This window comes from Rhodanobacter sp. FW106-PBR-R2A-1-15 (assembly GCF_058789735.1).
In genome coordinates this window covers 162,120-185,692 of record NZ_JBYTEM010000002.1, presented here as the reverse complement: position 1 = coordinate 185,692, position 23,573 = coordinate 162,120, and the positions used below count along the sequence as shown (strand labels likewise).

Genomic DNA, 23,573 nt, shown 5'->3' with positions numbered 1-23,573 from the left:
CCTATGGCCAGTCGCGGTGTGAATCGAGTCATTTTGGTAGGCAACCTCGGAGCCGATCCCGAAACGCGCCACACCGGCGCCGGTACGGCCATCACGAGTCTGCGCATCGCCACCTCCGAGCAGTGGACGGACAAGCAAAGCGGCGAGCGCCAGGAGCGCACGGAGTGGCACCGCGTGAAAATCTTCGGCAAGTTGGCCGAAATCGCAGGCGAGTACCTGACGAAGGGCCGGCAGGTGTACATCGAGGGCGCGTTGCGCACGGAAAAGTACACCGACAAGGAGGGCATCGAGCGCTACTCCACCGACATCATCGCCAACGAAATGCAGATGCTCGGCGGCGGTCAGGATCGCCCGGACGACGCTCGCCAGGACCGCGGCAGGCAGAGTCAGCAAGGCAACGGCCAGCATCGCGGGCAGGGCGGCAACGGCGGCTACCAGCAGCGCGGGAATCAGGGTGGCAACCATTCGCGGGGAAACGGCGGGAATAATCGCGACCAGCAGAATAACGGTGGCTATTCCGGCGGCAATGGATATGGTCAATCGGATAATGGGCGGAATAGCTTCGGGGATGATGACATTCCGTTTTGACCAACAAAAACAATGGCTTAGCGAATATCGCAAGCAAAAGCGTAGAGTTTAATTCGGTAGTCGTCAATTGGCGTTTTGAAAATGATTCGATTAATCGCCACTGTGGTTTTCGTTGTGCTCTTCGTAGTCATGGTTGGCGCGTTGATCGGACTCGTCCGGCGCGCTCCGAACCGGCGCCGCCCGGCGAAGCATGAGAGTGAGCGGGGCGGCGGCGGGGACGAGAGGCTCAAGGCGTAGGTCGCCGTGGCAAAGGAATCGCGGGACAACGAAAGCACGGCGCTCGCCGTGCTCTCCTCGTTTGGCGTCACCAAACCGTGGCACCCGCCCTTGCTGCTGCCCACGTCCTACGACGACTTCACCCAGCCCCTGACTGATCTGCGCCAGGTCGAACCCGGTGTGCCGTGTGCTGTGCACGTCCACGCGGTTGATGCGCCCACCCGAGCGGGACGCGGCATTCCGCGAGTGACCTTTCAGGTGGCCGACGCCACGGGCGAGCGCTGGCGCGTGACGCTCTTCGGGGATGACCCTGCACTCGGCGAAGGCATCCTGCCCGGCGCGGAGCTGTTGATGATCGTGGTCGGCAAGGAGTGGCGTGGCGAGCTGGGCCTGACGTGCAAGGAGAACGTCGATCTGAACTGGCTGGGCAAAGTGCGTCCGCTGTATCCCGGTCGTGGCGCCGACCGCGAGCGCACGCGCGCGATCGTCCGCACGTTCCTGCCCGACAACGTCCAGCATGCGGCGGCCTACGTGGCCCGGCACCTGGAACCCATCGCACAGGTACAGCAACTGCTCGCTGCCGTGGGCTGCGAGGGATGGTCTCTGGAGGACGTAATTTGGCAGACGCACGAGCCGAAGTCGCTGGCCTATGCCCTGCATGCGTGCCGCGCCTACCTCGAACTGGCCGCGCTTGGCGCGATCCAGCGCTCCCAGTCCGGTCACGACCCACAGCCGGCGGCGCCCTTGCTTCTGCGCACCCTTGGCCGTCGCGCCGCCGCCTTCCCCGGACAGTTCACCGACGACCAGCGCGCCGCCGTCAAGGGGATTGCCGAGGAGCTGGCGCGGCCCGTGGCCATGCGTGCCGTACTCGCCGCCGACGTCGGCACCGGCAAAAGCTGGGTGGCCGAACTGCTGGCGGCTACCGCGGCCGACGCCGGCGGGCGAACGCTCATCATGGCCCCGACCTACCCGCTGGCGGTGCAGCTGGCCGAGGAGTTCCAGCGCATCTTCCCGGACATCGCCTGCGTCCTGGTGGCCGATGGCCACGGCGACTCGGCCGCTGCGGCGGCGACCGTGGTCGTGGGCACCAGCGCCGTGTTGACCCGGTCGCTAGGAGAGTTCGCCCTGGTGGTGGTCGATGAACAGCAACGCTGGTCGCGCGCCCAGCGCGAGCACTACGTCACCACGCGCACGCACCTGCTGGAGATGTCGGCCACGTGCATCCCGCGCACCCAGGCCCTGATTCGCTTCGGCAAGGTCGTGGTCTTCCAGATGCGCCAGACGCACGCCAAGAAGGAGATCCACACCCATCTGTGGGAAGGCAGTGGCGGCCCGATGTTCGCCTACGTCAAGGAGGCGATTGACGCCGGGCGCCCGATCATGGTTGTGTACCCGAAGCGGGAGTCCGAGGACGACAGCGCGAAGAAGAAGAAGGGCAAAGGCAAGGCCGCCGGTCAGATCGACGATAGGCACAGCATCGAGGAGGCCTTTCCCCGGTGGGATGCCATGTACCCGGGCCGCGTGCGCGCTATGACGGGCGAGGACGACAACGAAGCCAAGCGCGCGGGTATCGACGATCTCAAGGAAGGGCGCGCGCAGATCTTGCTCACCACGACGGTGGTCGAGGTCGGCATTTCCGTGCCGAACCTCTACGACATCGTCGTCGTCCACCCTGACCGCTACGGCATCACGACCCTCCACCAGCTGCGTGGCCGTGTGGCCCGCAACGGCGGCGTGGGGCATTGCCACCTCTGGTGCCCCGAGCCGATGTCGGCGAAGACCCGCGAACGCCTGGAGGTGGTGGTCAGTACCACGGACGGCTTTGAGCTGGCGGAGGCCGATCTGCGCATTCGCGGCACGGGCGACCTCGGCGCCGACTCAGCGACGCAGTCGGGCGCGGACGAAACGCTCCTGTTCGGCGCGCCGCTGACCGTCGAGTTGATCGAAGACGTGACCGCGATCTGGGATCACTTCGTTTCGAGTCCCGGCGGAGGAACCACGGGCGCGAGAAAACGAGCGCCCTAAACGGACTCATTTCCAACGGCCATGCCAATCTCGGCGGCCTAGCCTTGCACGGTCCTGCGACTTCTGGATCGACGCAATGCCCACAACGCGCCTGGCGCTCGCCGTCCTACTTGCCCTCCCTGCTGTCCTACCGCGTCCGGCTCGTGCCGAGACGCGCCTGGAGATCATGCGGGCGGTGATGTTCACCGATCCACTGGATGGTGTGCATGCCTTCCATGCTGGCGGCGCGCCGGGACCGAGTCCCACACCTGTCCACACGGCACATGGCGCGGCGCCGGCGCCCGTGTCCGCCACCCCGAGTGCTGTCTCGCTTACGAAGCCCGCCGCGAAGATCCACAACGCTGGCCGCCCGGCGCCGGTCCGTCGTGCACCCACCCACAAGACTGTGGCAGCGCCGCACGCCCGGCGCGCCGTGTCGCCCCATAGGCCGGCGTCGGCCAAGGACTCCGCGCTGATCGCGGAGCTGCGCAGAGAGCTGGCGACCAGGGATGCTGAGATCGCTGCGCTCCGTGCGGAGCTGATGGCCTCCCGCTCGACGGTGTCGACGCAGCTCGCCCCGGTGGCGAAGGCCGAGCGGGCGCCGGCGCCAGTGACCGCCGCGGCAGACCCAGCGGCGGTCGCGCTGGATGCAAGTCGGCTGAATCGCGAGGCCTTGCAGGCGGTGAGCGCCGGCGACTATCGCGTGGCCGTGGAGAAGTTCCGGCGCGCGGCCGACCTCAACGATTCGGCGGCGTTGGCGAACCTGGGCACGATGTACTTGAACGGCACGGGCGTCACCCAGAACGCGAACCAGGCGATCCAGCTACTCGTGCAAGCGGCCAACCAAGGCAACCGCACCGCGGCAGAGAACCTTGGGACGCTGAATGAGTACGGCATTAGCGGCGTCCAACAGAACCCTTTGCGCGCCTACCAGTGGTACGAGGTCGCCGCGAGGTTGGGCAGCACCACGGTCCAGACATCCATGGCCCGCATCCGGGGGCAGAACTAACAGGCCGACAGAACATGTCGTGATTTGGTGACCCCCGAATCGCGTGTGAAGGTTTGAACGTGGGCAGGACGCCCAGCGGCGCAGGCCGGCAAGACAGGGAGGTTCAAGGAGGTGTGCCCACTCGGAGCGGGCACGGCATCGACTCGCGGCAGGAGCCGCCGTCGATGACGGCGAAGGTATCGGCACAGGTGTCCAGGGAGGGCCGGCTGGAAGCACATCGCCCGCGAGGCAACGGAACGCCCCGCGGGCACCCAATCCACCACCACCACCACTCGCCACGGCGAGCTGATCCATCTAAAAACCACAGGGAGAACCACCATGAAGATCCTCGGCTCCATTGCGCTGCTCGGCGCGCTCCTGACCCTCGGCGGCTGCGCGGCAACGCAGGTGGCGATCAGCAAGCACGAGCTCGTCGTCCAGAACAAGATGTCCGAGAGCGTCTTCCTGACGCCGACGGCGGACAAGACCGTCTATGTCGACGTGCGCAATACCACCGACAAGCCCAACTTCACCTTCGATGCCCAGGTCAAGTCGGCCATCGAGCGGCGCGGTTACCGCGTGGTGACCAACCCGGACGAGGCCCACTTCATGCTGCAGGCCAACGTGCTGCAGGTGGGCCAGAGCAGCCAGACGGCCTCCCAGGCAGGCTTCGGCGGTGGCTTCGGCTCGCCGCTCGACGGCGCGTTGACGGGCATGGCCGCGGCCGCGGCGCTCAATGGCAACATCGGCGGTCGCGGCATCGGTGCCATTGGCCTGGCCGCCGGCGCCGCGGACTTCATCGCCGGCTCCATGGTCAAGGACGTCTATTTCTCGGCCATCGTGGACATCCAGATTTCCGAGCGCACCAACAGTGCGGTCCACGTCAACGGTGAGCAGCACCTCGCGCAAGGCAGCTCGGGCGACGAGCGCGTGACTTACGACGAGACCACCAACTTCAAGCGTTACCGCACCCGCATTCTCTCGTCTGCCAACAAGGTAAACCTCAAGTGGGAGGACGCCGAGCCGGTCATCATCGCGGGCCTGACCCAAAGCGTAAGCGGCATCTTCTGATTCCCGCTCCGGCGCCGGGCAAAGCGGCCGTCCCCTTCGGGGGGCGGCTTTTTTTCTGTTTTAGCCAGCTTTATACGAACGTGTATAATTAGCCATCGCCTGTATATTAGGAGCTAATCGCCATGGGTATCAGCGTCGATCTGCCCTACTTCCCGCGCACTGGCCTGCTGGAGGACGTCGCCAAGGTCTATAGCAGCGGGCTCAAGCAAGGCGTCACCCTGTTCGCGCCGCGCCGGCAAGGAAAGACCTCGTTCGTAAAGCACGAGCTGCTTCCGTTCGCGCGCGAGACCCTCGGCTGGCAGACCATCTACATCGACCTGTGGGCGCGCCGCGACGCGCCGGACCTGGCCCTCGTGGAGGCCCTGGAGGCCGAGCTGGAGAGGCAGCGGTCCGGCTGGCGCCGCAAACTCAAGCTGGCCAAGGTCAAGGCTCGGGCGAAGACGCCGGGGGCGGACCTGGAGGCCACGATGGTGCCGGTGGGGTTCGAGGCCGAAGACGCACTGGAGAACCGCTTGGCTCACGCGCTCGCCGCGGTCGTGGACGGCAAGCCGACGCTGCTGGTCCTGGATGAGGTCCAGTCCTTGGCCGGCGTGAAGCGCGAGAACTTCGTCGCGGCCTTCCGAACGGCGATCCAGAAACTCGCCGGCAACCTGTTCGTCTTCTACACCGGCTCGTCCCGCGATGGATTGAACCAGATGTTCCGCGTCCAGCGCGCGCCGTTGTTCGAATCGGCCATGTCGCTGCTGCTGCCGCCGCTGGGCACGGCGTTCGTTGACGATCGCCTTGCCTTCCTCGCCGATCGCTCGCGCGCGCGCGTCAGCCGAAAGGCATTGCGGGAGGCCTTCGTCGCATTGGGCGGTACGCCGGAGTACCTCAACGAGCTGGTGCTGACCCTTCTGATCGCAAACGACGGCAACGTGCCCAAGGCACTGGCCGCCTGGCAAGCCGCCCGCAAGGAAGCTGGCGCGCACATCGCCCTCGACGGACTGCGGCCGCTCGACCACGCAGTGCTGGCGCTGCTCGCCGAACCGAATCATCCGAGCGTCTACGGCGCCGACGGCCTGGCCTTCATGTCGAAACGCGTGCCCGGGCAGGTAGTGAAAACGAGCAGCGTGCAGGGCGCCATGCGTAAGCTGGCCAAGCGCGGCCTGGTCGCGCCCACCGGTCGCACGGGCGACTACGAGATCGAGGACCCGGTGCTGCTCCTCCAGCTGCGGGCGGAAGCCAAAACCGGCAAGTAACAGCCGGCTCTTTCGCCTGCGGGTCGCCGTGTCGTCCTCGGACAATGAGCCCACGTGGGTCAACGTGGGTGAAAGCGTGTTCCAGGCAATCAGGAAGTTCTTCGGTGGTTCCGCGGCGTCGCCGGCTCCGTTCGTCGCGCCGCCCCCGCCGGCGCCGGCCGCTGCGACGCCGGTCACTCCTTTCACACCACCGACGAACGCACCGCTCTTCAACGGCGCACCGATCCCCAGCTACCCGGACAAGGGCCAGGCTGTGCCGGCGGTACCGCCGGCCATCCTGTTGGAGAGCCAGCGCGAGTTGATCGACGATCTGCAGCGCGCCTCGGGCATGTCTCACGAGGACTTCCAGAAGCTGCTGCTGCCGGCGATCGAGTCCTACGCCGCCTACGTCCACTTGCTGCCGGCCTCCGAGGCGCACCACCATTGCGGCCAGGGCGGGTTGCTGCGACACGGGATCGAGTGCGCGTTCTACGCCGCGCTCAAGTGCGAGTCCGCCGTATTCGCCCTCGATCACCCGCCCTCGACGCGCAAGCACCTCGAACCCCGCTGGCGCGCCGCGGCCATGCTTGGCGCGATGCTGCATGACACCGGCAAGCCCCTCGTGGACGTCGGCGCGATCGACGGTACCGGCGATCTCCTGTGGAACCCGCACACCGGCTCGCTCTACGCGTGGATCGAACAACATCGCTTGGAGTACTACCAGATCCACTGGCGACCCGGCGCGCGCCATAAGCGCCACGAGGCTTTCACGCCCGCGTTGGTCTACCGGATCGTTCCTGCAACCACGATGGACTGGCTGGGCGACTACAACGGCCAGGAGGCGGTGGACGCCATGATGATGGCGCTCTCCGGGAGTTCAGATCCGCGCAACCCTCTGGCGGCGATCATCAAGAGCGCCGACAGCGCCAGCGTGTCCCGCGATATCCAGGATGCCCGCACGCGCCAGGCCGCCGGCGGGCAGGGCGGTTCCCGCGGCGTCGCCGCCCGAATCGTTCGGGCAATCCACGACAAGATCGAGATCGGCGAGTGGATCGTCAACAGCGTGGACGCCGGTATCTACCGCACCACGGAAGGCCTACTCGTGGCGTTCCCCGCCGTGGCCGTCAAGGCCATCCAGGCGCTGCGCGATGCCGGCGAGACGTCGATCCCCAATGAGCCGATGAAGGTGCTGGAGATCCTGAACGATCACGGCTTCCTCAAACCGAACGTCCAGGCGGACGGGACCACGTACATGACCTGGCAGGCACACGTCACGGTCACCGACCGCGGACAGTCCATCCAGGTGCCGGTCACCGGCATGTTGTTCACGCGCGAGGAGTTGATCCCGAACGCCATCGTCCCGCCGGCTGCGCTGCATGTGCAGCTACTGGACCCCAAGGGCAATGTGGTCGGCGGAACACCCGCGCCGGCCGCGCCTACCGCACCCGATAACGCGGCGGCAGAGGTTCAGCCAGCGGCGACAACGGGTTCCACCCCATCGGCCGAGCCTCCCGCTGGCCCCACGCCGGCCGGCTCGCCGCCGCCCGCCGGCACCACGCCTGCCGCCGATCCGCTCGCCGCGACGCCTGCGCCCATCGCCTCGTCGACGGCCTCGGGTGAGTCGGCAGACCCCGGCGCGCTTCGTACGGCGGCACCGCGCGCAACGGCGAAAGGTGAAAAGAAGGGGGCCAAGAAGGATCGTGCCGAACTCGGCGCGAACCTCCCACTGCCAGAGGAGCCGGCGGATGGCTTCGAGGAGCCAGAGGCCGCTGAGCCGGCCGCGCCGGCCGCGCCGGCGGTGCCGGAGGATACGGTGGTCTTGCGCAATCGCCAGCTCGAAGGCGACCTACGCGACGAGCAACTAAAGCAGGCTCGCGCGGATGCAGCCGCGAAGGACTGGCCCCCGGCAAACGCCGCGCAGGCGCAGGCCTGGTTTGAGCAGAGTGGCCACTCACCCGGTGGCTTGTATTTGGTCGCCATGGCAAACCGCGTCCAGCAAGGACAGCTCAAGGAGGGCAGGGACGTCTTCGAGCAGGACGGCCACCTGCATGCACGCTTCCGCCAGGCCGTCGATGGGCTGGGCATCCCGCCGGCGGAACTGCACGCCATCTGGGACAAGCTGGGCTGGATCGTGCGCGATCCGCGCACGCCGACACGCGGCACCGTGGAGATCCGAGTCGGAGAAGCGACGGTCAACGCCATCCGGTTCTCGACGCAGGTGACCGAGGCGCTGCGACTGCTGCTGCCGCTGGTGGTACCGACCGGGCAGGGGGCCGCGACTGCGATCTTTCCGCTCGGCCCGTACATCGGCGCACACACCTCCGCGCAGATCCGCAGCAAGTCCGCTCTGGAGGCGGCCGACAGTCCGCACTTCCGCCTGGCGTTCGGTCAGTACGCGCACAAACTGCTCAGCGAACGCATGATCGCGCCCGAGGCGGCCGAGCCGGCCGTGTGGCGGAAGCTCGCGCGCGACTTCGCCAAACAGCACGGTCTGGTGTCGACGATCTTCCAGCTGCACCTCATGGGTGCAGAGAACGCCTACCTGGTCGATAGCCGAGGTCCGGGCGCCGGCGGCGACCTCTCTACGACGCCACTCCAGATGAACACCGCCTACAACGAGGCGCTCGACCAGCAAGCCGCCGCAGCCAACGTTTCCGTCCAGGAGATCACCCGATGAGCGCTGCGGTATTCAGCTTCGAAGATCCGTTCCGGCCGATCTACGAGTATTACTCGACCGCCGCATGGGGCGCTTCCGGCGTCATCACCGCGCTGATGGGCCTTTCGACGGACCTGCGCGCCCCCGTCTTCGTCGCCTTCACCTTGTTCTGTTTTGCTATGGCTACGCTGCGCGGCCGGCGCGCATGGCGCATGCACCGAATCCAGAAACACCTGACAGGGGTGCCGCTGTCCTTCATGTCGCGCGACCAGCTCGACAAGATCATCGCCACGCGAAAGGAAGAGATCTTCCTCGGCTACGGCTTCCCCTGGGGGCAGGCCGAAGCCCAGATGACGCACATGATCCGCCGGCGCGATCCCGCCATGCTGGTGCCGCCAGTCGATCAAGATGTGGGGCAAGGCTGGATTCATGGGCTCGGTGCCATCAACGAACGGCGGATTTCGATCCCAATCTCCCACACGGCCGGTCACACGCTCCTCGTGGGCACCACGCGCGCCGGCAAGAGCCGCATGTTGGACACGATCATCCACCAGGCGGTAGCGCGAAGCGAGGCGGTTCTGATCTGGGACCCGAAGGGCGACAAGGGGCTGGCCACCTCCGCGTACCACGCATGCCTGCGCCAGAAGAAGGGCAACGACTTCGTCTTCTTCCATCCGGCGTTCCCGGAGCACAGCTGGCGCCTCGATCCGCTCAAGAACTTCAACCGCGCGACCGAGTTGGCCACGCGCATCGCCTCCCTGATCCCCTCTGAGACCGGTGCCGACCCGTTCACGGCGCACTCGTGGATGATTCTGACGAACCTGATCGAAGGCCTGCTGATGCTCAACGCCAAGCCGACGCTGCGTCTCCTGAAGCGTTTCGTCGACAATGGCCCGGAATGGCTCGTGGCGCGCGCATGCGAAGCGCACTTCGACAAGCACATCCCGGACTGGCGCAAGGATGCCTCGCAGTTCCTGAAGGCGAGCAAGGACGACAAGAGCCTGGCGGTGGCGTACGACAACTACTACCTGTCGGTCGTGCAGCGTGTGGCGCCGAGCGGCGTGATCGAGGGTCTTCTCAGCGACCTCAAGCATGATCGCTCGCACCAGCAGAAGATGACCGCGAGCCTTACGCCTGTGCTCACCATGCTGACGGCCGGATCGCTGGGTGAGCTGCTCTCGCCGGATACCAGCAACCTCGACGATCGCCGGCCCATCACGAACTTCGCCAACATCATCCGCAACGGCCAGGTCTGCTATTTGGGCCTGGACAGCCTGTCCGATTCGATGGTGGCCTCGGCAATCGGCTCGATGTTCATCTCCGACATGACGTCGGTGTCGGGCGACCGCTACAACTACGAGGACAATGCCGAGTTCATCAAGTTCTTGACGGCCAAGGGAGAGGTGGGTCCGCAGCGTGAGGATTCCACGAAGGAGAAGCTGCGCCCGGTCACCCTCATCATCGACGAAGCGGCCGAGCTGTGCTCGGACAAGCTGATCCAGCTGCTCAACAAGGCGGGCGGCTCGCAGATCCGACTGGTCATCGCCACGCAGACCTTCGCGGACTTCTCGGCCAAGGTCGGCAGCGAGGCGAAGGCCCGCATGGTGCTTGGCAACCTCAACAACAAGATCGTGCTGCGCACGATCGACGGCGGAACGCAGGAATATGTCTCCGAGACGTTCCCGCAGACGATGGTGCGCCACATCGAGTACTCGCAGGCAACCGATGCGAAGTCCGACACCCCGGGTGCGTTCGGCTACAAGCTGACGGAGGCGATGAAGGAGACCGAGGTGCCCATCGTGTCGCCTGACCTGCTGGGTTGCCTACCCAACCTCGAGTTCTTCGCCCAGGTGAGCGGCGGGCGGCTGCTCAAGGGGCGTATTCCCATTCTCAATGATGAACTCGCGCCCAAGGCGGCCGCGTAAGGAGACCTCATGGAAACCAAGGAAAAGACCGCCCCACGGGCGATCGCACCACCCGAGGAAGCGGCGGCGTTGCTGGACGCGTTGATGTCGAGCCTGCGCATGTCCGAGGTGGCCCGGGATCTGTTTGAGCGCGTCCCCACGATCCACGAAGCGGCGCTTCGCCTGATCTGGTTGGTGCCACCCGGCGTGGTCTACCCTTTCACCCGCACCAGCTTGGCCGAGTACTGCCTGCGCGATGCGGTGCAGGTCGCATCCGGCTCGAACGGCGACGTCGCCGTCGCGTTGTTCGTCTCCCACCTCGTAGCGAACATCAGCCGCCTCCTCGAGCTGGAGATCGGGACCGCCGAGGAACGGTGGAATCCAACAACCGACGCTCCGCTGCTTGAGTGGATGGATCTCCACGGCCAGGCCAGTGTGCGGGTGCTGCAGGGCTCTGCCTACGAGCTCTACAGTCCTCGCCGGTTCGCCGCGACGATTGCGTACCGCATCCTCAATCCCCGTGACATGCGCTATGTCGGCGGCGACGCGCACCCGCGCACGGTTGAGCATCAACTGGGAGAGGCAGCGTGAGTTCGACAGCCACCGGCCGAGAGCTGACCCTGTGGAAGTGGGGCCTGATGTTCATCACGATCTGGGCGATCCTTTACCTTGCCCTGGTAAAGGAAGGCTGGATCGAGCGAGAGATCCAGCTGGAGCGGGCCGGCACGCAGGCCGTGCTCGGCGTGGTTGCAGCCGGCGAAGCCGAAGCTGCCGCCAAGGCGGTCTGGTACCCGACATTCGTCAACTCGCGCGTGATCGAGGCGTCCTACCAGATCTTCACGCCGGGGGTGGAGCACGACGAAGGCGATGCAGGCATCAACCGGCTCATCAAGCCCGTGCGCGAGTGGGCGGCAGCGCGCCTCAACGTTGCGTGGTCACTGCTGTACCAGCTATTGGTTCGCGTCTGCGTGCTGGGGCTGTGGTGGAAGTTCGCCATGGTGGTGGCCATCCCCTGCGCCGTCGACGGCGTCGTCATGCGCAAGGTCAAGGCACTGACGTTCGGCATGGCGTCTCCCACGCTCTACGTCGCCGCGCGACACGCCATGGTGACGTTGCCGCTCCTTTCCCTTCTCCTGCTGCTCTCGCCCATGCGCATTCACCCGATGACGGCACCGGTAATCATCGTGGGCATCAGCGCCGCCCTGTGGCTGGCGATCGCGCACTTCGCGAAGCGCGCCTAGCGCCGGTGGTGGCGCACCCAGGGCGTCGCGGGTCTGCGCTGTTCTTTCCGCCGCACCAGGCTGCCTCACGCTGACGCTCCGTTACCAACGGTGACCCGCCCACGACGGCGGGTCGCCCGCGAGACCACAACAGGAGGCGGACCGCGGGCGCCGACAAGTTGGGCGAGCAGTGCGCGGCCGATCGAGGCTTGGAGCTGATACGCGTGCCAGCCGCGTGGGATCGGTACGGTCGCCCCGCCGGCGTGATCCGAAAGCAGCACATGAGCTTCCTGGCGTCGCACCTGGTGGCGTTCTGGGACGGGGAATCACCCGGCACGCGCGCGATGATCGGTATTGCGCGCAGCGATCGCCTGCAGGTACGGGTGGTGAGCGCCAGTCCCGCCGTCAGAGGAGGTCAGCTTCCTTGAGGAAACGAGACGGCGGCGCCTTCTCGTTGATGACGTAGGAGAGCAAAAGGTGGCTCTTGGCACGCGTCATCCCCACGTAGAACAGGCGCCGCTCTTCCTCCAGCGGGCTGTTGCTGGAGGGAATCACACCTTCCTCGCAGCCCATGATCCACACGTTCGGGAACTCGAGGCCCTTGGACGAGTGGAAGGTCATGAGCCGCACGGCCTCGCCGGTCTTCTTCGACTCCTGTTGGAGCAGGAGCAGGCGCTGGTGCAGAGTGCCATGAATACGCGCGAGGGCCGCCGCGCAGTTGTCCATGCGCAGGTCATCCTTCACCTGGTCCTCCGGCTTGCGGTCGCGCTCGTAGAGCCGAATGCTGGTCTTCATGTAGTGCGCGATCCCGTGTAGGGCCAGGTTCGTCTCGCCGCTGGCCAGCATCGAACGCCACTGGTTCATGAGGATGCGCAGACGATCCTCGGGGTCTTTTGAGGAGCCACCCTTCTTGGCCGCCAGGAAGCGCTGAACGGCGCCGGCCTCGCGGCTGCGGTATTCCGCGTGCATGGTCTCGATGCGGCTCTCGGAGATGCCGGAGCGCTTGAGCACGGGGTCGAGGTCGCCCATCGCGCCGTTGCACAGCGCGCGGCAGAGCGACAGGTACATGGCCGGCCCGCGAAGCTCCCAGAACGACGTTCCGCCGGAGCGAATCACCGGCAGGCGACCGGCGATGAACTGCTCGACGAACTCCAGCTGGGCATTTGTGCGCGCAAGCACTGCCCAGTCCCCCGGCTTCCCGGAGGCGACGATGGCCTGGGCGATGGCCGAGCGCTCTTCCTCCTTGTCGGCGAAGGGCTTCACTTGAACTGAGCCTTTGGTCTGGTTGGCTGTGTTCAGCGACTTGTGCACGCGCTCTGTGTTGAAGGCGATCAGCCGCGCCGCCGGATCCATGATCTCCCGCGCGCAGCGGTAAGTCGTGTCCAGACTCACGTGCGCGGCCTGGGTCAGGCGGCGGAAGTCCTCCATGCCCTGATAGCCCATCCCGAAACGCCATTCGTAGATGGACTGGTCATCGTCGCCGACCACGGTAACGGCGGTGCCCTGGCGGATATGCTCGCGGATCCACGCGAACTGCACGGCGTCGGTGTCCTGGAACTCGTCCACCAGCATGAACTTCGCCTTGTACGCCGGCACGCTGCCGTCGCGCATGCCGCGCACCGCCAGCAGCATCAGATCGGCGAAGTCGGCTGAGCCGCTCTGCCGCAGCAGTTCCTGATAGCGCAGGTAGACGTCGACGCAGGGCTCGAGATCGTGGCTGGGTAGCACTGGGTCGACCTGGGCTTTGATCCGGTCGATGTACGCCCGCGCATCGTCGAAGCTGATTTGCAGACTCGGATCCATCGCGTCGCGGTAGGCGCGCCGCAGGAGGTCGGTCTGCTGGAAGTCGTTGATGAGGCGCAACCGGACGTTGGCCTTGATGAGCATCTTGCGGCTGAGCGCATGGAACGTGCCGGTGAGGAGGCGGCGGCCGGCGCGCGGCGCCTGCTGGCGGATGCGGTGCTCAAGCTCGGCTGCCGACTCGGCAGTGAAGGTGACGCCTAGCACGTTGGCGTCGGGTTCGGACAGGAGGTGAGCCGCGCGGTGTTCAAGCACTTTGGTCTTGCCGGAACCGGGGCATGCCGTGACCAGGCAATGCCCCTGCATCCGAACCGCTTGTTCCTGCGCGGCGTTGAGCATCAGGCGGCAGCCAGCTCCTGGGCCTCGGCATTTGCGTCAGCCTCCGGCAGCCTGATGCCGTCGATCTTGGCCTTGGCCCGCTCGATGCGCTCGGCATCGCGAAGCATGCGGTTGGCGCGTACGGCGTTCTTGGCACGCCGGCTCTTGACGTAGATCTCCCGAGCGAAGGCCACCAGGAGGTTGCGGTACTGCTGCACCAGCTGACTCTTCGTCCGCCGATTGATCGCCGCGGCGAACCACAGCACATCCAGGGTCTGCACGAGCTGGTCGAAGGTCTCGACCATGCTCGCAAAGCGACGGGCTTCGGGCGTGTACATGGCGACCTGGAACGTCTCCACCTTGGTGTACGCGGTCGGTGGCGTGGCGGCCACGGAGTCGGCCAGCGCCTTGATGCGTGCCAGCTCGTCACCCATCTGCTTCTCGATCAGCTCGAAGCGGCTGTTGATGTCTTTCTCGGCGGCAGCCACCACGTCCACGTTGTCCGGCAGCGTGTGGTAGAAGAAGTAGAGGGACTGCTGCGCCTTGACCAGGGCCATGTGGTACACGTAGGCCGCTTTGTCGGTCTGCAGGTTCAGCTGGTACATCCAAAACGGCGTGGAGTGATCCGGCCGCCAGGTGGCTTCTTCCTCGCGACGGCGGCGCTTGGCAGCCGCGGCGGCGGCGCGATCGAGCGTGGGTCGCGCAGGTGCGGTCTCGGCAGGCGCTGGCGCCTGGGCTTGCTCGGTACTCATGAGGGTGCTCCTCGGCTAGGGTAGGGCCATTGTCGAGAGCCGATGTCGGCGCGCCGGCGCAAATCGGGCGCATTTCCCCACGCCGTTTCCAGTGTCGGCGAGGGACCCAGGGACGCTGCGTGCAGGATTTCGTCGCACCCTTCACCGCACGCACGAAAGGCCTTGACAGCGCCGCGATTCACCTCATAACCTGACGCCATCGTTTTGACGAGCATGCTTTGCATGTCTCGATAGAGTGACGAGGTCCACTCTCTAATCCCGACCGCTCCTGTGCCCGACACAGGTCTCTGATCCAACTCACGGCCATCGCGCCGACGTCTTTCGCCACTGCTTCCAGCGTGCGCGATCCCTAGCAGCCTCCGCTGCCATCAAAGCCTGGCCTTCGCCAGCCATACGTGTGCGTGTGTGCGCCCATTCCTACGGGAATGACGTGACCCCCGACGTATGTACTTCGATCCTCGCACCCCGGACAGCTCCGGATGGTGTTGCGTGGATCGTGGTGTGCTCCTGTCTCGCGTATTGCCCGACGTGACCTCTGGTCACCGGCGTCCGCAGGCATGCAACACCTCCGCAGATCATGCCTTCGGGCAGCGCGCTCATCACGGCGACGTCTGCGCAGTCTTCTTTTACCCCGAGGGTGCATCGTCATCCTTCGGGATACGCATGTGCGCTCGGGGAGTTCTCTCCTTCCCGACGTGCCACGGGGAGGTCTTTTTCTTTTCCCGATCGGCACAGCGGGTTTGGAGCTCACCATGCGTTACATCATCGGTATTGCGTTCGGTCTGTTCGTCGTTGCACTCGTGGGAAAAGGTGTTCACGGTGCAAAGGCGGCTCGCGACCTCGCGGATCATCAGGTTTCCTGCACGATCAGCCTCGTGTCCTACGCCAAGGGCACCGCGTCCATCGACGCTCGCGTCGATGCCGCAGCCAGCGGCGTGGCGCCGGTCGACAACTGCAGCAAGTAACCCACCCACTCCGGGACACACGGTACGCCGTGTGTCCCTTGGCCGGGCTGATCCCTTTCCCTCGTCTTGAGGCGTCAAGTCTCCTCCCAAACCGCTGCGCTGCGGCCGTTTGGGAGGGGACTTGGCCCCTCAACCGACGGAGATACATCATGGTCATTTCGCAAGACAACGAGCGCCGCAATGGGCTTGCTCGGCCGACGGCAGAGGAGCTGATCCGCCGTTCGGAAAAGAGCATCGAGCCGGGCGCGATCATGTGCTGGGCGCGTCGCGCCGGTTTCATGGAGAACATCCGCGAGACCGTACCGATGGCGCCCGCCGCATGACGCGTGGCGCAACGCTTGACCCAGACACCCGGTAGGTCATCCCTGCCGGGTGTTTTTCCATGCGCGCATGGGTGCGCGGCGGAGGAGCGGAGTTGTCGAACACAGGTTTTCGTGGCGATCGCCACAAAAAAGGTCAGTGGGAGCCTTCAATTCCCGCATCACCTTCTCGTCGTCACCAGGGCTGTTCTACTGGGACGGCAGAGACCATCCGCTCTTCGCAAGACGAGCCACCGACCGATTGGGAGTGGTCCATGACCGCGATCAATGACACCAACACACACACCATTTCCGGAGTTTTGAAGGAGGATGCACAGTTCCTCGCGCCGTCGCCAGACGACGTCAATCCGATGGTCCGATGCCGTTTTCGGATCGGTTGCCGCAAGTCCTACCGCGTCGGTAGGGACGTCCGTACCAGGGTGACCTGGTTCAACGTCAAATTCAGTGCATCCGAAGGTGGGCATACCTACTTCGAGGAGAGGCTGAAGAAGGGCGCTCGTGTCCTGATCGTCGGCGAGCAACTCGTCGACGAAGAGGACGGCCCCGCTGGTCGCCGCTATTGGCAGTTCATCCGTGCCCACACGGTGAACGTGCTCGTGGAGGCACCTACCGAGGAGGAGGTCAAGCCGCCGGTTCCCCAGGAACCCAAGGCTGAGGCCGCGCCGCCCCCCGAGCCGTCGCTCCAGCGACAGGCGTCGCCACCGGAACCACGTGCCCAGGCCCAGCGGCCGCAGCACACCGGCCGGCGCGCGCCACTGCGGCCATCCCGTCCGTCGCACGCCGACGGCAAGGATGACGAGGCAACACGCAAGCGTGCGGCCTGCCTCCCGGCGGACGCATTCGACACGCACTTCGACCCCGTGAACTTCTGACTCATTACCCCCTACGCCTGTCCGGGCATTACACGCAGTCGAGCAAGGACACCAGGTTCGCCTGGGCTCGACCAAGGAGATCACCATGCAAATTACCCGCGGCCTGTTCGCAGGCATCACCCCCGCTGAGGGCGAGATTCGTTCGCTCTATGATCGCTCCGGCCAGCCGGTGCTTCGCGACGGCGTACCCGTTCAGTCCTTCGGTGTGCATCAGCGCACGCCGTATGTGCTGGAGAAGTTCTCACCGCTCGATGGCTACTGCATCGACGTGGTCGCCGAACCCGGGGCATTCGATTTGCCCGACCCCGACACGCTCGTACCTGACGGGCAGGGCGGACAGCGGATGGCCAACCAGCCGACCGTGAAGTTCACCGCACGGCTGATCGACCCCAACAACCGCACGCTGGCTACGGCCAGCTACCTCAAGGTCATCAACAGCCTGTCTTCCCACCAGGAAGGCGAGACGTTGGCCCGGGGGCGGCTGTACGAGGCACTGGGCTTGCCCGGCGCCTCGGGCGAGATCGAGGTAGCGACTCCCGCTCAACCGAGGGCTGCACCGAAGGCCGCCACCGCTTCGGCGGTTGCCATCGGCAGCGGCACGGCACACTTGCCTGCGAAGGCAAAGGAGATCCTCGCCACGGCTGAGGCCGAGGCATTGGTCCCGGCCGATGCAAAGGAGGTACCGGCAAGCTCGGACACGTCGTCCCCGTCTGCCGCTGCCGCCCCCGTCTCGGCCGTGCCGGCGGCATCACAGCCGATACCGGCAGCGGCACCGGCGGCAACCACTGATCCCGAACCGAGCGATACCGCTCTGAACGGGGACAAGTTGCAGCCGGCCCTGGTGCGTCAGGCGATCGCCCGCGCGCGTAGCAAGGGTGTCACGCTGCCCGCGCAGTTCGATTCGGCAGAGCACCTACGGGTGACCTATCGGGAGCTGTGCAGCACCCGCAAGTCCACGCCAACCACCACCACTGAGGAGGAATGAGTATGTCCGCAGCATCTGCGCCGCAGGCATCCGTGACCACCTTGCCGGTGGCCGAGGATGTGGTTTACCTCTCGCACTCCTCCAGCACCCTGATGGAGAAGTGCCCCGCGGCCTACGCCTACCGCTACCGGGATCGCCTGCAGTCGCAGGCGGAATCGGTGAATCTGGGCTTCGGCAAGGCGTTCGACGAAGCCGTATCCGCCTTCCTCGTGGGGGATGTGTACGGTCATGATGTCGACGTCGCGTCTGCATTCACGGAGACGTACACGACATGGGCCTCCGAGCACGTGGTCGAGATCAGCACGCGTTGGAAGGGCCAGGAAGCCATCGTCGAATCGGGACAGCTGTTGATTACCCGCTTCGTCGAGTGGTGGAAGGGCTCGGGCTTCAGCGTCATGCTGGATCGCGAGGGTAAGCCGATCATCCAGCGCGAGCTGCGTGTGAAGCTTCCGAGGAACGTGGTCTACACCGCGATCCTCGACCTGATGGTCATGACGCCGGAAGGGCAGGTAGGCATCCTGGACGTGAAGACGCCCAGTGCCGATTGCCCGGAAGGGTTTGTCCTCACCTCGGGGCAGCTGACGGGCCAGCAATTGGTCGTCGAAGCGCATGCCGAAGAGCTTGGGATCGAGCGCGTCGAGAAGCTAGGGTTCTTGAACGCGATCAAGCGTCCCGTGCCCACCGGCAAGCGCGGCGAAGGCCCGGTCATCGCTCCCGTCGACCTGGTCGATGCCCGCACACCGGGGCAAGTCGAGGAGTACATTCAGTCCCGCCTGTGGGTTGCCGACGACATCCGTCGCAAGCGATTCGCCAAGCGAAGTCTGGATGCATACAACTCGCCGTGCACCCTATGTGAGTTCAGAAAAATCTGCACTACTGGCGATCGCGACGGCCTCATTGTCCGTCCGCCACGGAAGCGGCAGCCATAAAAACCCCGCGAGCGTCGGCCGGCAACGGCCGTCGCTTGCACCTCCAACCTCGCCACTCTTTTGAGTGGCCTTTTTCGAGCACACCCTGTTGGTGTGCTCGAACCAGGTCATTTACGAGGTACTCCATGACCGTCCTCAACGTCCATGATCGCCACGCTGTACTGCGTCCTTTGCCGGGCGCGGTGACGGCTGCCCTTGTGCACTGCTTCGGCAACGATCCGCACCCCACCGACGCGGAGAAAGAGGTGGCCACAAAGGCGCTGATGGATCTGCGCGATCACCAGCAGTGGCTGGCCTGCAGCTGTGCCGGTGCCGATGCTGACCCACCGCCGCTGATGGCGCCGCGACTGCGGGAAGGTCAGATCCACGTGTGGCGCCACGGCGAGACGCCGCACGCCGCGGCTTGCCCCTTCTGGGTCGAGGCCAGCCAGACGGAAGGGAAACACGAAGGCCCGGCGCCCGCGGCGGTTGCCAGTGCCACGGCGGGGCCGTGGCTGCTTCTGCGCCAGCCGGCCAGTGATGGCTCCGCACCCACCCCCCCGACACCCGGCGAAGCGCCGCACAGCGCCGCCGGCAACGTCCCTGCGATCGCGCGTCTTCTCTTCACCGCACTGACCGATGCGGACTACACCGTCGTTTCGCCCGACGACATCGTGACCGCGCGCGACCAACCCGCTCGCAGTCGACTCAAGGATTCCTATGCCGGTCTGGATGCGCTTCGCGGGCGCGAGGTCGCGCCCGGACTGCGCTTTCGCGATGTCGGCTGCACGTACCTGCCAGCGTTGCCGAGGCTCCTGCACACCATGTCCGGTCTGGAAGCGAAGTTCCCGGCCAACCTGCGGCCGCAAGGCCTGTTCGTCGGCATAGTGCACGAGGTGGTCAAGGTCTCGGCGACGGAGGGGCAGCTGCTCTGGCAGGGCGGAGCGGAGAACCGCGCGGCCATAGTCCGCGTGCGGGGCAGCGTCAAATTGCCGGGGCGCACGACCGGACAGCAGGGGCCGTACTGGGCGATCGCGCAGATCGCCAAGCCCAAGGGTGAGAGCCGCTACGTCGTGGTCAACGCCTACGCGCACCCGTGCCTGAGTAAATCCGTGCTCCTCCCGGTAGACAGCGCGTTGGAGCGCGATACCGCCGAGCTGCTGTTGGCTCAGATGGCGTACTGGGCACGCGAGAAGGGTCTGGGCGTGAAAGTGCAGTTGGAGAAGCCCCTGTTCCCCGAACTGTTGGAAGACGGCACCGTCTGCCATCCGGACTTCATCTTGTGGCTCCCCGACCGCAAACGCATTCTGGTCGAGACGATGGGGATGACGAACGATCCGGACTATCTCGCTTCCAAGGCGCGCACGCACCCGCGCATGCGCCAGCTACCCGGCGTGATCGCCCTGGTTGAACACCATCCCGGTGATGACCCGGCCAAGCTCCAGCGCATGCTAACCGCCATCGTCGCGCGCAGCGCGAAGGCCCGTTGACAGCGTTCGCCTGACTCGATAGCGTTACGACTGTTCTACGAGTGGTGCGCAAGCACCCTCTGGTGACGAGGCCCACCTCACGGCCGAACCTGTCCTTCGAGACAGCCACCCAGCAACACCTCTTTTTGCCACGGCGTCTCGCCGCGGCCGATTGCGTTTAACCACCTTGCCAGCCGGGCCGATCTTGCCCGCGCGGGCATGCGTCTGCACCGGCGGGTCACAACCTCCCCGCCGTGCCACGGGGAGTTTCATTTTTCTTACTCGGTCGGCACGCCGAGCTGGAGATACCCCATGTCACACATGACGCCTGACTTCGACTTTGCGTCCTTCACTAGCCTGGATAACGACGAACTGTTGCAGCGACACGCGGCCCTCGACGAGGTGCTGCATGTCCTGCGCGGCGAGACCACGGCTGTGAAGGCGCAGTCGTACTTCGAGGCCGCTGAGGGCGAGATCCTCACGCGCGCCGTCAACGGCAAGTTGCGTTTTGCACGGAACCCATCCCGCCACCTGGCAGGTTGAGCGACCACCACCACCCACGCGGGTCACTCCCGCAGGGGGGTGATCCGTCGCCAAAAGGACATCCTATGAGTTACGAACGCAAGCCGCGGCAGGACGAGCTGTGGAGCGACGGCGCCGTTACGCGAAAAATGGCCGAGGCCATGATTCTGGTGATTTTCGGTGAAATGCCGGAGATCAAGCGTGGCCTGGCCATCCTGATCGACGTGGTGCGAAGCGACATCCGCATCGCCAAACGAGTGATGGCGATCATGGAGTCGACGCCCAAGATCATGAACCAGTGCCCGGAACTGTACGAAGAGTGCCGCGTGCAAGTTGCGCCGGTGCTAACAACGCCCCGAAAGCACTGACACGCCGGCTTCGTCGGCAAGCTGCGTCAAGAGCCCGAGCACGATGAAGTGATCGGGCCGCGTCGCCGGTGTCATCGCCGATCGCGCTTCCTCGATCCACCGCGCCAGTTCCTGCGCGGAAAGGATCGAAGGAACGTCGGGTCGAACGAACGCACCGAACAGTGTCCGCTCGGCGGCATCCAGTTCCAGCAATCCATCATCGCGTCGTTTCAAAAAGGCGGGCCTCCGTGCGGGGCGCCAAGCCTACCGATCCGGCGTCAACCCAGCAACCCAACACAGCCACGAGGCAACGCGGCTGTCCACTGAGGATTCACCATGACCCACCACCACGACACGTGGCAACCGACGAAGGACCAGCTCTGGGAGGTGAAGACCACCACCCAGCACCTGACTGAAGATCACCGCCCACACGGCCTCTACATGGCCGTGGTCGCGCGCGAGAGGGGCACGATGGGGTTCGCCCCAGCCTTCGTGCACGGACCGTATGCAGACGCCACCGCGGCCCTCGCGGCGGCGCCGGCGGCGATCAACGCGTGGATGGCCTACTACGCGGAGGTCAGCCAGATCCCCGAGGCGGAACCGGCCACGGAATGACCCAGCACCTCTCCCTCACGGGAGAGGTCTTTCCCATGCTCTGAGCGGCATCGGAAAGACCTTTCCACCTGCGCTGCAGGTCGAAGCTACGCCGAAGCTCACAGTCGGCACACCACCACCGCCCACGGGCTACTCCTGCCCGCCGGGCAGCGAGTCCGTTGGGCACCAAACCCAAGGAAACGCAATGAACCCGATCAGCACCACTCCTCGCATCGAGCGCCGCCACGTCTACCTTCGCGTGGACGTCCAGCACCTCGAGCGCGAGATCGACGCGCTGTGGCCCGGCATGGGCTACAGCATCGCCTACCCCGGCCAGGCCGTCTGGGTGAGCTTCATCCAGGAAGAACCTGTCGCTGGATTGGCCCCTGTCTGGTCGCTGCACGCGACCTTGGCTCGGTACCGCATGATGCAGGTGGCCTGCCACAGCTCAGCGGCGACGGTTCGCGGCGACCTTTTGGTCGGCGACTCGGGTAGCGAGCGGCAGATGCTCCCGGAGGACTACATCGCCATGCACCGCAAGGCGATGGACGATGCCCTCACGGGTGGCGAGGCACTGGAAGTGCTTTCGGGCGTTCGCCTGCACGCATCGTTTGCCTACTACGGCAGCGTGGAGGGCCCCGACCAGGCGTGGTTCGCTGCGCGCGGTTGGGCCCCGAGCCGTCGGAACGAAGGATGGGAACTCGACATGGTGCTGAGCCAGGCCACGTCGCGAACCGACCTCGAAACCGACGCCTTCGGGCTGGTGAAGATCGTTGACCTCCACCGCTCCACAGTCACCCTCGACCCGGTGAGCCAGCAACGGCTTACCGAGATCACGGCGCCCGCTATGGCGTCGCTGTTCTAACCCTTCCTTCCACCCCCTTCGCCGGGCATGTTCACTGCCCGCTGGGGCGTGGCGTGCTCGGCGATCACCTTTTCAGGAGATCACCATGAGCAGTTTCCTCGAGTATCGCCACGCGGCGATCGTCATCGACACCACCGCCGTCGCCACCCGCGTCGCGTTGCCCGCAAACACGCCGGCAAAGCTCTACGTGGCCCTCGTCGAGGGCGGCGACTCGAACGTGACCACGATGAAGCGCGGCGCCGATGGTCGCACGCGCGAAGTCCTCGCCAGGGACTGGTTGCTTGCGGCTTTGGGTGACCACGACGACGTGATGGAGCGCGTTTGCATCGCCTCGGCTTCGGCTGAAAGCGGTGGCACCTGCATGGGCACTCGTGGCCCGTCCGGTGACATCACGGCCGAACAGTACATCCGGAAGTACCGCCGCCTCCTCGCAAACGCGACGGGCGGTTGGGACGGCCTGATGCCGCTGTTCCACGCCAAGGTCGTGCTCGACGGTGCGGATGACGCACTGGCCCAGTCGGCGTTCTTCACGTCGATGGCAGAGCAGGGACGCGTCGAACCCTGGTCCTACGACCGCAAGGCGATCCGGCTGACGCCGGAGGGCGACCACGCGGACAACGTCATCCAGACGCTGGCCCACGTGCATGCCCTGAGTCGGGCGTTCCCGAGCATCAACGTTTGGCTCAAGGACCTCGGCTACGTCGATGCGCTCCTGACCCGCCACCGCCGCGCAGCGTAAGCAGCACAACTTCGCCGGCGCGCTAGCGGCGGCACCCTACCTGTATCAACCACCCCACACGCCACGTGCCTTGCGCCGTGGCGTTTCACCACGAGGAATCGACCATGACGACCGCTAAAGGTGACATTCCGGCATCAGCGCCTTCCAGGCTGGCCGCCGGGAGCCAGGCGGACTTCCTGATCTACGGCCACCGCGAAGCATGCCGTGTGCTCGTTCGGCGCCCCTACGGGACGTATGACGTCGAGCGATT

24 protein-coding genes are annotated in these 23,573 nt (G+C 65.6%); 21 read left to right on the top strand and 3 right to left on the bottom strand.

Annotated elements, in window-relative coordinates; genetic code table 11:
- Window positions 1-3: 3 nt before the first annotated feature.
- From ssb to AC3WTD_RS01975, 10 genes are all read left to right on the top strand, one after another.
- Window positions 4-588 (top strand): single-stranded DNA-binding protein, encoded by a 585-nt coding sequence (ssb, locus tag AC3WTD_RS02020; RefSeq protein WP_235645230.1) that lies wholly within the window; start codon window positions 4-6, stop codon window positions 586-588.
- Window positions 589-831: 243 nt separating this feature from the next.
- A complete protein-coding gene (locus tag AC3WTD_RS02015) occupies window positions 832-2,829 on the top strand; it encodes a DEAD/DEAH box helicase (RefSeq protein ID WP_235645231.1) in 1,998 nt (665 codons plus the stop codon).
- A gap of 76 nt (window positions 2,830-2,905) precedes the next feature.
- Window positions 2,906-3,817, top strand: coding sequence for a tetratricopeptide repeat protein (locus AC3WTD_RS02010; RefSeq protein ID WP_235645232.1), 912 nt, complete (start codon window positions 2,906-2,908; stop codon window positions 3,815-3,817).
- A gap of 318 nt (window positions 3,818-4,135) precedes the next feature.
- Complete coding sequence (locus AC3WTD_RS02005) at window positions 4,136-4,867, top strand: complement resistance protein TraT (protein ID WP_235645234.1); 732 nt, start codon at window positions 4,136-4,138, stop codon at window positions 4,865-4,867.
- Window positions 4,868-4,989: 122 nt separating this feature from the next.
- On the top strand, window positions 4,990-6,108 hold the full coding sequence (locus AC3WTD_RS02000; RefSeq protein WP_235645235.1) for an ATP-binding protein: 1,119 nt from the start codon (window positions 4,990-4,992) through the stop codon (window positions 6,106-6,108).
- Between the two features lie 64 nt (window positions 6,109-6,172).
- Window positions 6,173-8,764, top strand: coding sequence for a MobH family relaxase (gene mobH, locus AC3WTD_RS01995; protein WP_235645236.1), 2,592 nt, complete (start codon window positions 6,173-6,175; stop codon window positions 8,762-8,764).
- Window positions 8,761-10,668 (top strand): conjugative transfer system coupling protein TraD, encoded by a 1,908-nt coding sequence (traD, locus tag AC3WTD_RS01990; RefSeq protein WP_235645237.1) that lies wholly within the window; start codon window positions 8,761-8,763, stop codon window positions 10,666-10,668. Before mobH ends, traD begins: the two co-directional genes overlap by 4 nt.
- A gap of 9 nt (window positions 10,669-10,677) precedes the next feature.
- Entirely contained in the window at window positions 10,678-11,238 is a 561-nt protein-coding gene (locus tag AC3WTD_RS01985; protein WP_235645238.1) for a hypothetical protein, read from the top strand.
- Window positions 11,239-11,285: 47 nt separating this feature from the next.
- Window positions 11,286-11,888 (top strand): IncC plasmid conjugative DNA transfer DtrJ family protein, encoded by a 603-nt coding sequence (locus AC3WTD_RS01980; RefSeq protein WP_492612777.1) that lies wholly within the window; start codon window positions 11,286-11,288, stop codon window positions 11,886-11,888.
- Between the two features lie 188 nt (window positions 11,889-12,076).
- Complete coding sequence (locus AC3WTD_RS01975; protein ID WP_492612776.1) at window positions 12,077-12,295, top strand: hypothetical protein; 219 nt, start codon at window positions 12,077-12,079, stop codon at window positions 12,293-12,295.
- On the opposite strand, the gene AC3WTD_RS01970 is transcribed toward AC3WTD_RS01975, so the two are convergent.
- Together AC3WTD_RS01970 and AC3WTD_RS01965 are read right to left on the bottom strand one after the other, a co-directional pair.
- Window positions 12,273-14,006: an ATP-dependent helicase gene (locus AC3WTD_RS01970; protein WP_235645241.1), complete on the bottom strand. Its 1,734-nt coding sequence runs from the start codon at window positions 14,004-14,006 to the stop codon at window positions 12,273-12,275. The genes AC3WTD_RS01975 and AC3WTD_RS01970 overlap by 23 nt on opposite strands.
- The gene (locus tag AC3WTD_RS01965) at window positions 14,006-14,737 is read right to left on the bottom strand and encodes a hypothetical protein (RefSeq protein ID WP_235645242.1); all 732 of its coding nucleotides are present in this window, start codon (window positions 14,735-14,737) and stop codon (window positions 14,006-14,008) included. The genes AC3WTD_RS01970 and AC3WTD_RS01965 overlap by 1 nt, the downstream gene beginning before the upstream one ends.
- A gap of 752 nt (window positions 14,738-15,489) precedes the next feature.
- Here AC3WTD_RS01965 and AC3WTD_RS01960 point away from each other — a divergent pair.
- The 8 genes from AC3WTD_RS01960 to AC3WTD_RS01925 all read left to right on the top strand — a co-directional run bounded on the left by AC3WTD_RS01960 (window position 15,490) and on the right by AC3WTD_RS01925 (window position 21,146).
- A complete protein-coding gene (locus AC3WTD_RS01960) occupies window positions 15,490-15,702 on the top strand; it encodes a hypothetical protein (protein ID WP_235645243.1) in 213 nt (70 codons plus the stop codon).
- A gap of 149 nt (window positions 15,703-15,851) precedes the next feature.
- Window positions 15,852-16,025 (top strand): hypothetical protein, encoded by a 174-nt coding sequence (locus AC3WTD_RS01955; RefSeq protein WP_235645244.1) that lies wholly within the window; start codon window positions 15,852-15,854, stop codon window positions 16,023-16,025.
- A gap of 251 nt (window positions 16,026-16,276) precedes the next feature.
- The gene (locus AC3WTD_RS01950; RefSeq protein WP_235645245.1) at window positions 16,277-16,894 is read left to right on the top strand and encodes a single stranded DNA-binding domain-containing protein; all 618 of its coding nucleotides are present in this window, start codon (window positions 16,277-16,279) and stop codon (window positions 16,892-16,894) included.
- Between the two features lie 85 nt (window positions 16,895-16,979).
- Window positions 16,980-17,879, top strand: a complete 900-nt coding sequence (locus AC3WTD_RS01945; RefSeq protein ID WP_235645246.1) for a hypothetical protein — start codon at window positions 16,980-16,982, stop codon at window positions 17,877-17,879.
- Window positions 17,880-17,881: 2 nt separating this feature from the next.
- Window positions 17,882-18,808, top strand: a complete 927-nt coding sequence (locus AC3WTD_RS01940; protein ID WP_492612775.1) for a PD-(D/E)XK nuclease family protein — start codon at window positions 17,882-17,884, stop codon at window positions 18,806-18,808.
- Between the two features lie 125 nt (window positions 18,809-18,933).
- The gene (locus AC3WTD_RS01935) at window positions 18,934-20,277 is read left to right on the top strand and encodes a DUF8534 domain-containing protein (RefSeq protein ID WP_235645249.1); all 1,344 of its coding nucleotides are present in this window, start codon (window positions 18,934-18,936) and stop codon (window positions 20,275-20,277) included.
- Between the two features lie 291 nt (window positions 20,278-20,568).
- A complete protein-coding gene (locus AC3WTD_RS01930; RefSeq protein ID WP_235645250.1) occupies window positions 20,569-20,799 on the top strand; it encodes a hypothetical protein in 231 nt (76 codons plus the stop codon).
- Window positions 20,800-20,864: 65 nt separating this feature from the next.
- On the top strand, window positions 20,865-21,146 hold the full coding sequence (locus AC3WTD_RS01925; protein ID WP_235645252.1) for a hypothetical protein: 282 nt from the start codon (window positions 20,865-20,867) through the stop codon (window positions 21,144-21,146).
- Here the strand turns inward: AC3WTD_RS01925 and AC3WTD_RS01920 are convergent.
- Entirely contained in the window at window positions 21,123-21,359 is a 237-nt protein-coding gene (locus AC3WTD_RS01920; RefSeq protein WP_235645253.1) for a hypothetical protein, read from the bottom strand. The genes AC3WTD_RS01925 and AC3WTD_RS01920 overlap by 24 nt on opposite strands.
- Window positions 21,360-21,461: 102 nt before the next feature.
- Here AC3WTD_RS01920 and AC3WTD_RS01915 point away from each other — a divergent pair, with 102 nt between their 5' ends.
- From AC3WTD_RS01915 to AC3WTD_RS01905, 3 genes are all read left to right on the top strand, one after another.
- Window positions 21,462-21,740 (top strand): hypothetical protein, encoded by a 279-nt coding sequence (locus AC3WTD_RS01915; RefSeq protein WP_235645255.1) that lies wholly within the window; start codon window positions 21,462-21,464, stop codon window positions 21,738-21,740.
- Between the two features lie 184 nt (window positions 21,741-21,924).
- Window positions 21,925-22,584 carry a hypothetical protein gene (locus AC3WTD_RS01910; RefSeq protein ID WP_235645256.1) on the top strand — a complete coding sequence of 220 codons (660 nt, stop codon included), beginning with the start codon at window positions 21,925-21,927 and terminating at the stop codon, window positions 22,582-22,584.
- A gap of 85 nt (window positions 22,585-22,669) precedes the next feature.
- Window positions 22,670-23,323, top strand: coding sequence for a hypothetical protein (locus tag AC3WTD_RS01905; protein ID WP_235645257.1), 654 nt, complete (start codon window positions 22,670-22,672; stop codon window positions 23,321-23,323).
- The last annotated feature ends 250 nt before the right edge of the window (window positions 23,324-23,573 follow it).